Source organism: Pseudomonas sp. MD195_PC81_125 (genome assembly GCF_014060985.1).
Taxonomy (GTDB): domain Bacteria; phylum Pseudomonadota; class Gammaproteobacteria; order Pseudomonadales; family Pseudomonadaceae; genus Aquipseudomonas; species Aquipseudomonas parakoreensis.
The window spans coordinates 1-10,148 of sequence record NZ_JABULD010000356.1 but is presented as its reverse complement, the minus strand read 5'-3'; the positions used below and the strand labels follow the sequence as shown (position 1 = coordinate 10,148).

The 10,148-nt window shown below is 60.5% G+C and carries 10 protein-coding genes and 2 pseudogenes; 6 read left to right on the top strand and 6 right to left on the bottom strand.

The features are described 5' to 3' along the window. Window positions 1-142, top strand: a pseudogene (locus HT737_RS14965) (response regulator); the annotation flags it as partial. A 186-nt stretch (window positions 143-328) separates the two neighbouring features. After that, complete coding sequence (locus tag HT737_RS14960) at window positions 329-1,225, top strand: M23 family metallopeptidase (RefSeq protein ID WP_182403075.1); 897 nt, start codon at window positions 329-331, stop codon at window positions 1,223-1,225. A gap of 186 nt (window positions 1,226-1,411) precedes the next feature. Here HT737_RS14960 and HT737_RS14955 read toward each other — a convergent pair. From HT737_RS14955 to phoB, 3 genes and pseudogenes are all read right to left on the bottom strand, one after another. Next, a pseudogene (locus HT737_RS14955) lies at window positions 1,412-2,751 on the bottom strand (hemolysin family protein). A gap of 124 nt (window positions 2,752-2,875) precedes the next feature. Then, window positions 2,876-4,162, bottom strand: a complete 1,287-nt coding sequence (gene phoR, locus HT737_RS14950) for a phosphate regulon sensor histidine kinase PhoR (RefSeq protein ID WP_217436730.1) — start codon at window positions 4,160-4,162, stop codon at window positions 2,876-2,878. Between the two features lie 74 nt (window positions 4,163-4,236). After that, on the bottom strand, window positions 4,237-4,926 hold the full coding sequence (gene phoB / locus HT737_RS14945; RefSeq protein ID WP_003229608.1) for a phosphate regulon transcriptional regulator PhoB: 690 nt from the start codon (window positions 4,924-4,926) through the stop codon (window positions 4,237-4,239). 151 nt (window positions 4,927-5,077) lie between these two features. Between phoB and HT737_RS14940 the strand changes: the two genes are divergently transcribed. Further along, window positions 5,078-5,455 carry a hypothetical protein gene (locus HT737_RS14940; protein ID WP_041071626.1) on the top strand — a complete coding sequence of 126 codons (378 nt, stop codon included), beginning with the start codon at window positions 5,078-5,080 and terminating at the stop codon, window positions 5,453-5,455. Between the two features lie 61 nt (window positions 5,456-5,516). Here HT737_RS14940 and ubiA read toward each other — a convergent pair whose 3' ends face one another. Together ubiA and HT737_RS14930 are read right to left on the bottom strand one after the other, a co-directional pair. Then, on the bottom strand, window positions 5,517-6,407 hold the full coding sequence (gene ubiA / locus HT737_RS14935) for a 4-hydroxybenzoate octaprenyltransferase (RefSeq protein WP_047297312.1): 891 nt from the start codon (window positions 6,405-6,407) through the stop codon (window positions 5,517-5,519). Then, a complete protein-coding gene (locus HT737_RS14930; RefSeq protein WP_182403070.1) occupies window positions 6,407-6,967 on the bottom strand; it encodes a chorismate lyase in 561 nt (186 codons plus the stop codon). The genes ubiA and HT737_RS14930 overlap by 1 nt, the downstream gene beginning before the upstream one ends. Window positions 6,968-7,187: 220 nt before the next feature. Between HT737_RS14930 and HT737_RS14925 the strand changes: the two genes are divergently transcribed. From HT737_RS14925 to HT737_RS14915, 3 genes are all read left to right on the top strand, one after another. Continuing rightward, on the top strand, window positions 7,188-7,337 hold the full coding sequence (locus HT737_RS14925; RefSeq protein WP_182403077.1) for a rubredoxin: 150 nt from the start codon (window positions 7,188-7,190) through the stop codon (window positions 7,335-7,337). Window positions 7,338-7,357: 20 nt separating this feature from the next. Continuing rightward, complete coding sequence (locus HT737_RS14920; RefSeq protein WP_182403068.1) at window positions 7,358-8,506, top strand: NAD(P)/FAD-dependent oxidoreductase; 1,149 nt, start codon at window positions 7,358-7,360, stop codon at window positions 8,504-8,506. A 190-nt stretch (window positions 8,507-8,696) separates the two neighbouring features. Continuing rightward, window positions 8,697-8,972, top strand: a complete 276-nt coding sequence (locus HT737_RS14915) for an HU family DNA-binding protein (RefSeq protein ID WP_003213368.1) — start codon at window positions 8,697-8,699, stop codon at window positions 8,970-8,972. A gap of 95 nt (window positions 8,973-9,067) precedes the next feature. On the opposite strand, the gene HT737_RS14910 is transcribed toward HT737_RS14915, so the two are convergent. Next, window positions 9,068-9,385, bottom strand: coding sequence for a hypothetical protein (locus HT737_RS14910; RefSeq protein ID WP_306287215.1), 318 nt, complete (start codon window positions 9,383-9,385; stop codon window positions 9,068-9,070). Window positions 9,386-10,148: the final 763 nt, after the last annotated feature.

Genomic DNA, 10,148 nt, shown 5'->3' with positions numbered 1-10,148 from the left:
CGTTGCCCACGAACAGAAAGCCGACAGCGACTGGCTGCAACTGACATTCCGTTTCGTCGACCAGGATGCGCAGAAGCTCGACTACATCTCGCGCCTGATCGCCCGCGGTACGGCGCAGAAGCACTTCGTCCCGGGCGCGTAAGCGGCGTCTGTGAAAAGATCGCAASCTGCGGCAGCTCCTACATTGGAATGCATTTCCCTGTAGGAGCTGCCGCAGGCTGCGATCTTTTGCTTTGTGCGCTGGGCAATTTGAAACATCTGTCGACTAGCCTGGTCTGTCTCAGCTGCTAGGCTCTTTTCCAGGCCTTCCTTCGATAGATTCCTGCCCATGCTCGCGCGCCTGCTGTTTCTCTGTGGTCTTTTCCTGGCCTCCACCTCGACTGTGGCCATGACCATCTACAAATCCACCGATGCCAACGGTGTCGTCTCGTACAGCGACCGGCCGAGCAAAGGCTCGCAGGTGTTCGTGTTTCAGGACCGCATGGTCGAACATCTGGAGCGCCAGGTGTACCTCGACATCAAGAAGCAGAAGGGTACCGACGTGGTGTTCGTGCGCAACGATCTGTATGCACCGGTCGAGATTGCGCTGGCGTTTACCGGGATGAGCAACGTGCGTGGCGCGCCGGCCCAGACCATCCGCCGAGTGCTGCCTGCGCGCAGTAATACCCGGTTGGCGCTGCTCACAGCGATTACCAAGGGTCAGCCGCTGGTGTATTCACCGCAATTTCAGTATTCCCTGGGTGACCCTGCAGGCGCCGCGCAGAGCTATCGCTATCCGTTGCCGTGGCGGGGCGGGCCGTTCCGTCTGAGTCAGGGCGCCAATGGCCAGTACAGCCATTACGGGCCGAAGAACCGGTATGCGATGGACATCGCCATGCCGGTCGGCACGCCGATCATCGCCGCACGGGCCGGGGTGGTGGTGAAAACCGAAAATTCGCAGAGCGGGCGCGGCAATGATGCGTCCGGCAATTTCGTCCGTGTGCTGCATGACGACGGCACGATGGGCGTGTACCTGCACCTCAAGCAAGGTTCGGTGAGCGTGCGCGAGGGGCAGCGGGTGACGGTCGGCAGCCCGCTGGCACTGTCGGGCAATACCGGCAACAGCAGCGGTCCGCACCTGCACTTTGTGGTGCAGCGCAATACCGGGCAGGGGCTGGTGTCGATTCCGTATCAGTTCAACCAGCCGCTGGGGGCATTGCCCAACTTTGCGCTGGGCAAACAGTAAAACCGTTAGGGGGCCGCTGTGGAGGGGCTTTTGTGGTGAGGGGATTTATCCCCGATGGACGGCGCAGCCGTCCCAAAATCATTGAAGGCATTGAGTCAGGAGTTGAGCGATTGCAGATTACAGGGCCGCTCCGCGACCCATCGGGGATAAATCCCCTCACCACAGAAGCGTCCCCCAAAACACCCATCAATCCAGCATCAACACCTTGGCCAGCACAATCTTCGGCCCTTTCATCTTCTTGATGATGATCCGCAGGCCTTCGACTTCCAGCACTTCTTCCTCTTCCGGGACGCGCTTGAGGGTCTCGTAGACCAGCCCGGCGAGGGTTTCCGCTTCGATGTGATCCAGGTCGATACCTAGCAGGCGTTCAACTTTGAACAGCGGCGTGTCGCCGCGTACCAGCAGCTTGCCCGGCTGATACGCGAGGATCCCGCGCTCGGCCTTGCGGTGTTCGTCCTGGATGTCGCCGACCAGCACTTCCAGCACGTCTTCCATGGTCAGGTAGCCGATGATGTTGCCGTCGGCCTCTTCCACCACGGCGAAGTGCGAGCCGCCCTTGCGGAACTGCTCCAGCAGCTGCGACAGCGGCATGTGCCGCGACACGCGCTCCAGCGGGCGGGTCAGCTCGGCTAGGTTGAACGACTCCGGAATGTGGTCCAGCGCCGCCAGCTCCAGCAGCAGGTCCTTGATGTGCAGCAGGCCGACGAACTCCTGGCGTTCGCTGTCGTACACCGGATACCGGCTGAACTTGTGGCGACGGAACATCGCGAGGATTTCTTTCAGCGGCGCGTTGAATTCGAGGGTGATCAGGTCTTCGCGGGAGTTGGCCCAGTCGACCACCTCCAGTTCGCCCATCTCCACTGCCGAGGCCAGCACGCGCATGCCCTGGTCGCTCGGGTCCTGACCACGGCTGGAGTGCAGGATCAGTTTCAGTTCTTCGCGGCTGTAATGGTGTTCGTGGTGCGGGCCGGGTTCGCCCTGGCCGGCGATGCGCAGAATCGCGTTGGCGCTGGCGTTGAGCAGGTAGATCGCCGGGTACATCGCCCAGTAGAACAGGTACAGCGGCACTGCCGTCCACAGCGACAGCAGCTCGGGTTTGCGGATCGCCCACGACTTGGGCGCCAGCTCACCGACCACGATGTGCAGGTAGGAAATGATGAAAAACGCGGTAAAGAACGAAATGCCTTTGACCACTTCCGGCGACTGCACGCCGACCGCGCTCAGCAGTGGTTCGAGCAGGTGCGCGAACGCCGGTTCACCGACCCAGCCCAGGCCGAGGGAGGCGAGGGTGATACCGAGCTGACAGGCCGAGAGGTACGCATCCAGTTGACTGTGAACGGTGCGCAGGATGTGCCCGCGCCAGCCGTTCTTGTCGGCGATGGCTTCGACCCGGGTCGAGCGCAGTTTGACCATGGCGAATTCCGCTGCAACGAAGAAGCCGTTGAGCAACACCAGGATCAGAGCAAAAAGAATCATGCCGAAATCGGCGAAAATCGTAGCGAGGGACAAGCAGGGGAAGGGTCCATGATGGAGTTTTGCAGGTTCCGTGTGATTCGTAAAGAGAGAAAAAATCGCGCCTGAAAGGCAGACGCAAGTCAGCCAATGTAGCGGCTGACTTGGCGATTGCCTAGTGGCGCGTGCTGGCCGGTATCACTCGGCGGCGCTGATGGCCCGTGCCTGGGCCACCTGGGCCGGGGCGAAGTGGCAGGTGAACGTGCTGCCATGACCGGGCACGCTGCTGATCTCCATCCGTGCGCGGTGGCGCAGCAACACGTGTTTGACGATTGCCAGGCCCAGCCCGGTGCCGCCGGTGTTGGAGTTGCGACTGGAATCGACACGGTAGAAGCGTTCGGTCAGGCGCGGCAGGTGCTTGCTGTCGATGCCGATCCCGGAGTCCTGCACGCTCAGGTGCGCGCCTTGCTCGTCGCCCCACCAGCGAATGCGGATGTTGCCCTCGGCCGGGGTGTACTTCACAGCGTTGAACACCAGGTTGGAGAAGGCGCTGCGCAGTTCCGCCTCGCTGCCCTTGAGCAGGATCTTGCCATCGGCTTCGAGGGTGATTTTCTGGTTTTTCTGCCCGGACAACTGCTGCGCATCGCTTTTGATCGACTGCAGCAGGGTGTCGATCTGCACCGGCTGATTGTCCGACGGGTAATCGGTGGCTTCCAGTTTCGCCAGCAACAGCAGGTCGTTGAGCAGCGTCTGCATGCGCCCGCCCTGCTGCTGCATCTGCTGCAGGGCGCGACTCCAGCGCGGATTCACTTCCTCGACATTGTCGAGCAGGGTTTCCAGGTAGCCGCAGATCACCGTCAGCGGCGTGCGCAGTTCGTGGGAGACGTTGGCGATGAAGTCTTTGCGCATCTGTTCCAGCTGATGGATGCGCGTGACGTCGCGCACCAGCATCAGATGCTCGTTGTTGCCGTAACGCGTCAGGTACAGCTGAATGCGCACCCGATCATTGGTCGGCGAAGGGATTTCCAGCGGTTCGGCGTAGCTGTCCTGCTCGAAGTATTCCTTGAAGCGCGGATGGCGTACCAGGTTGGTCACCGGTTGGCCGCTGTCCTGCGGGGTCTTGAGGCCGAGCAGGGTTTCGGCAGCGCGGTTCCACCATTCCAGATTGCCGTCGCTGTCGAGCATGATCACCGCATCTTTGAGCGCGGCGGTGGACTCCTGTACCCGGTCGATCACCGCTTGCAGGCGTCCGCGTACCCTTTGGTCGCGGCGTTGCAGGTGGTAGATGCTGTCGAACACCTCGCCCCACAGGCCATAGCCATCGGGCGGTGCTTCATCGGGTTGGTGCAGACGCAGCCATTCGTGCAGGCGCAGCAGTTGCTTGAGCGTCCAGGCCAGATACAGGCCCAGGCCGGCAGCGAGGCTCCAGCCGTAATAGCCGCTGATCAAACCGATCACCAGGCAGGCGGTGACCAGCAACAGCATGTGGCGAATCAGGGTGCCATGCCAGTTTTGATTCACGGAAAATACGGTCCTTGTCAGCGAGTCTGGCGGTCGGATCAGGCCTTGGTGGAAAACCGGTAGCCGGTGCCGCGCACGGTTTGTACCAGATTTTCGTAGGCATCGCCGAGGGCCTTGCGCAGGCGCCGGATGTGTACGTCGACGGTGCGCTCTTCAACATAGACGTTGCCGCCCCAGACCTGATCCAGCAACTGCCCGCGCGTGTAGGCGCGTTCCTGGTGAGTCATGAAGAATTGCAGCAGACGGTATTCGGTCGGGCCCATCTCGGCCGGACGGCCGTCGATGGTCACGCGGTGGCTGATCGGGTCGAGCAGCAGGCCGCCGACTTCGATTGGTGCTTCGCCATCGGTCGGGCCGGCGCGACGCAGCACAGCCTTGAGGCGGGCGACCAGTTCGCGTGGGGAAAACGGCTTGGTGATGTAGTCGTCGGCGCCGACTTCAAGACCCTGAATCTTGTTGTCCTCTTCGCCCTTGGCGGTGAGCATGATGATCGGGATGTCCCCGGTCAGTTCGTCACGCTTGAGGCGGCGGGCCAGTTCGATGCCGGAGGTGCCGGGCAGCATCCAGTCGAGCAGGATCAGGTCCGGTTTGCGGTCAACGATGATGGCGTGTGCCTGCTGCGAGTTCTCCGCCTCGAGGCAGTCATAGCCGGCCATTTCCAACGCAACGGCGATCATTTCGCGAATGGGCGCTTCGTCGTCGACGATCAGAATGCTCCTGCCAACCATGCCTTAATCCTCTTGTCATTTAACTGTCTTGCGCCGCATTAGATAACGGAATTATTGCAGTCGTGTGACAGTATTTTAGTCGTCCGGCGGTTGGCGTGATCCTGGACTAAGCTCTAAGTCCGAATCCTGACAACCACAAAAGAAGGTTTCCATGACTCAAATGACTGCTTCTTTCAAAGCCCTGCTGATGGCTGCTGCCGTTGCATTACCGTCGATGGCGTTCGCCGCCGACCCGGTCATGATGAAAGACGGCATGATGACCGATCACAAAGGCATGACCGTGTACACCTTCGACAAGGACACGGGCGGTAAATCGATGTGCAACGGCGATTGCGCGAAGAACTGGCCGCCGATGATGGCGCCGGCGGGTGCCAAGGCTGAAGGCAAATTCACCCCCATCAAGCGTGATGACGGCACCATGCAGTGGGCATATGACGGCAAGCCGCTTTACACCTTCAAAATGGATGAAAAACCCGGCGACATGAAGGGGGAAGGGTTCAAGGACATGTGGCACATGCCTAAACACTGATTCCTGCAGTAACTACGTCCCTGTGGGAGCGAGCAGGCTCGCTCCCACAGGTTTTTGTGGATCAGCGCAACGCGTAATCCAGCACGATCCCGACAAAAATCGCCAATCCGGCCCAATGGTTGTGCAAGAACGCCTTGAAGCAACGCATGCGGTCGCGATCGCGGGTGTACCAGAACTCCCACGCATAACAGCCAGCGGCCACCAGCAGGCCGAGATGGAACCACGTCCCCAGCTCGAACTTCGACCCGGCCAGCAACAGGCAGCCGAGCGACAGCGCCTGCAACGTCAGGATGATCACCCGGTCCGCATCGCCGAACAGAATTGCCGTGGATTTCACGCCGATCTTCAGGTCATCGTCACGATCGGTCATCGCGTAATAGGTGTCGTAACCCACTGTCCACAACAGATTGGCGATCCACAGCAGCCACGCGGCGGCAGGCAGTTCGCCGGTTTCGGCGGTGAACGCCATCGGCATGCCCCACGAGAACGCCGCGCCGAGCACCACTTGCGGGTAATAGGTGTAGCGCTTCATGAACGGATAGGTGAACGCCAGCGCCAGGCCGCCCAGCGACAGCCAAATGGTCGGCGCATTGGTGCACAGCACCAGCAGGAAACTCACGCCCATCAGCAGCGCGAAGAACACCAGCGCCTCTTTCGAACTGACCTTGCCGCTGGCCAGCGGTCGTTGCGCGGTGCGTTTGACGTGGCCATCAACCTTGCGGTCGGCCCAGTCGTTGATCACGCAACCCCCGGCGCGGGTCAGTACCACGCCAAGGACGAAAATCACGATATTGGCCAGCGAAGGCGCGCCCTTACCGGCAATCCATAGCGCCCATAGCGTCGGCCACAGCAGCAGGTAAATGCCGATCGGCTTGTCCATGCGCGTCAACTGAATGAAATCCCAGGCGCGTGGATTCAAGCGGTTCAGGGACTTGAGCAGGCTCTGGTACATCAGCAGTTCTCCGGATGGGCGCGGGCGGTGTTCCACAGCGTCGGCAGGAAAATCTCCGCCACCAGCACGCTCAAAGCGCCACGGTCGAAGCGCGAACGGCGGCCCCACAGCTCGGGGGCGCGACATTCTGCCGGCAGCCATTCCTGCGGGTAGTGACAGACCTCGATGGCGCGGCGCTGGAAGGCGTGGTCGCAAAACAGCAGTTCGCCCAGCGAGCGGCTGCCCAGTTCGTCCATGTGCAAGCCGTCGCCTTGCAGGGCGGCGCGTGACGCCACGCTGCGGGCGAACACCCAGGCTTCGCCGTGACCGCGCAGATACACCTCGCGCACCCAGCCTTCGCTGTCTTCGGCCAGATCCAGCGCCGCGCATTCGTCGCTGCGCAAAGTGTCCCAGCCTTCGAACAGCGGCGTGACACTGAAGCCGTCATTCGACAGCCGCGTCAGGCGGCGGGTCAGCGAGCCTTCGTCGAACAACCAGTTCAGGGTCAACGAATCGGGAAGGGGCGTCAGTCGGCTTTGAGTCAGCCAGAGCGGGGCCGGGCAGGCATTTGAATGGTGCACAATGAGTCATTATTGGCCGCAAATGAGGCGGCGAGCTTAACATGGCGTGCTGCGAATTTGATGGATCCGGGTCGCCGTTGCGCCGAACAGGCTTGCATCTGCCCGGCACCCTCAGTACAAAACGCCCTGAGCCGGACGGCAGCACCACCACCATCGACCGTCCGCGCCGACCAAAGCCTGAAACCCTGAGGAAGTACCTGAATGAAAAAAGTGGCAATGCATCGTCTGCGGCCTGATCTACAACGAAGCTGACGGCTGGCCGGATGACGGCATCGCGCCGGGCACCCTGTGGCAGGACGTGCCGGAAGACTGGCTGTGCCCGGACTGCGGCGTGGGCAAGTCGGACTTCGAAATGATCGAAATCAACTGAGAAAAACCAAGGAGTAAGGCATGATCGCACCTGTCGTAATCGTCGGCACCGGGCTTGCGGGTTACAACCTGGCCCGGGAGTTTCGCAAACTCGATGGCGAAACCCCGCTGCTGCTGATTACCGCCGATGACGGGCGCTCTTACTCCAAACCGATGCTCTCCACCGGTTCCGGCAAGAACAAGGACGCCGATGGCCTGAGCATGGCCGAACCCGGCGCGATGGCCGAGCAATTGAAGGCCGAAGTGCGCACCCACACGCGCATCAGCGGCATCGACGCCGGCCACAAGCGCCTGTGGATCGGCGAAGAAGCGGTGTACTACCGCGACCTGATCCTCGCCTGGGGCGCGGAAACCGTGCGGGTGCCGATCGAAGGCGATGGCGCCGAACTGGTATTCCCGATCAACGATCTCGAAGACTACGCACGCTTTCGTGCCGCCGCTGCTGGCAAGCGCCGCGTGTTGCTGCTGGGAGCGGGCCTGATCGGCTGCGAATTCGCCAACGACCTGATCCTCGGCGGCTACGAGGTGCAACTGGTGGCGCCGTGCGAGCAAGTGATGCCGATGCTGCTGCACCCGGCCGCTGCGGCCGCCGTGCAGGCCGGGCTGGAAAGCCTGGGCGCGCGTTTTCACCTTGGCCCGGTGCTGACCCGCCTGCAAAAAGTTGCGGACGGGCTGGAAGCGAATCTGTCTGACGGTCAGGTGATTGCCTGCGATGTGGTGGTGTCGGCCATCGGCCTGCGTCCGCGCATTGATCTGGCCGCAGCGGCCGGGGTGCAGGTCAATCGCGGCGTTGTTGTCGACCGGTATCTGAAAACGTCCCACGCCAATATCTACGCCCTGGGCGACTGCGCCGAGGTCGATGGGCTGAATCTGTTGTACGTGATGCCCCTCATGAGCTGCGCACGTGCGCTGGCACAAACCCTGGCGGGTAATCCGACGGCGGTGAGCTACGGCGCGATGCCGATCACGGTGAAAACCCCGGTGTGCCCGTTGGTCGTGTCGCCACCGCCACGGGGCAGCGAAGGCGTCTGGACCGTCGAAGGGCGGGGCGCCGACATCAAGGCCCTGTGCCACAGCGCCGAGGGTCAGTTGCTCGGTTACGCGCTGACCGGCGCGGCAGTGATGGAAAAACTCGCCCTGAACAAACAGCTTCCGCCCCTGCTGGCGTAAATACCGGTCGTTCTGTCGGAATCACCCCGCTTTTGCCCCTACAAAGGTCGCGGGGAGACTGGCGCCGCCGGTATCCGCGTGCCATTCTCACTCCCGTCTGCCGCAGAGTAGAGCCTGCGGCGCCTTGGGCGCTGTTCCAACGAGAACAGCACGGACATAACAACAAAAAACCGTCAAAGGGGCTTCACTAATGCGTAAACCAGAACTCGCCGCTGCAATCGCTGAAAAAGCGGATCTGACCAAAGAACAGGCCAACCGCGTTCTCAACGCCGTCCTCGAAGAAATCACCGGCGCTCTGCACCGCAAGGACAGCGTCACGCTGGTGGGCTTCGGCACCTTCCTGCAACGCCACCGCGGCGCCCGCACCGGCAAGAACCCGCAAACCGGTGAGCCGGTGAAGATCAAAGCCAGCAACACCGTGGCATTCAAGCCAGGCAAGTCGCTTAAAGACAGCGTCAATCCTTAAATTGCGGCGAACTCCCTGACAAGCAGGGAGAACTGCAATAAAAATGGGCACACCGATTGCGGTCGGGTGCCCATTTTTTGTGGCTGCCCATCGGCTTACTGACGTCGGAAACAGGCCTTGCCGTTGCCGAAATCCACGGCCAGACAGTTCGGTTCGATGGCCAGTTGCAGATCCTGAAACAGGCCAGACAAATCGCTGTTCGACGCCGCTTTGGTCTCGCTCTTCAGCGTCACGGTGTTGTTCTCCACCCGCCAGGTGCCCTTGGCAAAGCCGTCTGCGCTGCCATACGCCACGCCGGCGTCAAACGTGCCGTCCTTGCGCAACAGCAATTCAGCGCCCATTTCCATTGCGCCGGTCAGATAGTAATGACCATCCAGTGGCGGGGTGTCCGCTGACGCTTGAGTTGTTGGCAACCAAATAAGTGCTGCGAAAAATATGGCTTTCAATTCCATGAGGTAAAGCTCCTTGGCGGCTCCGGGCTCGGGAGCCGAATGAGATGCAGGCTTCGGACCGTGGCTCAACAGTCAGCCGGTCTGGTTGACATTGCCGGTCGAAAAGAATTTACCAAGGCAAGCTGGCAACGTGGGAAATAAAACGATGTAAGAATTATCCCTGACATTTATCAGAGTATTTTCGGCGTGGAAGTGTTGCTTAAGGGGGTGGAAATGACTGTTGGATCGCACTTCGATAATTATTGAGTTGGCACTGAAGTACAGCATTCACGAGCTGAATAAAGTTTCAGAAAAATGAATTGCCATCAAATTGATGGCACTTTTGTTGTTCGGCGTTGTCGTCAGCGAATTGTTTGTAAAATTCCGCGAATTTTCGGAAGAGTCCTACTTCTATTTCTTACGAGAGTTGTCATGCTTGCCGCCGTGTATTGGGACGGGTGTTCGAGGCGATTCGCGCAGAGCGGGTTGGGCCGCTCTGGATCAAGGGTTCTGAGGGGGCGAGGCAAATGCGCGCAATATAATTCGCCATCAGGGATTCCCCTGCCATATATAGGGCGATCTCTTACACAGCCCAATGAACACTTCGTCTTGTTGTTTAATCAGATGCTTGCTAGTGGCCATCATAGTGATTACGATGCGCCCACTTGAAAGAGCACATCTCAATTGGATGAGTCGCTTCACCGCTCTTCGATACTGTCCCGCGCCGCGGTAACTCCAACAGGCG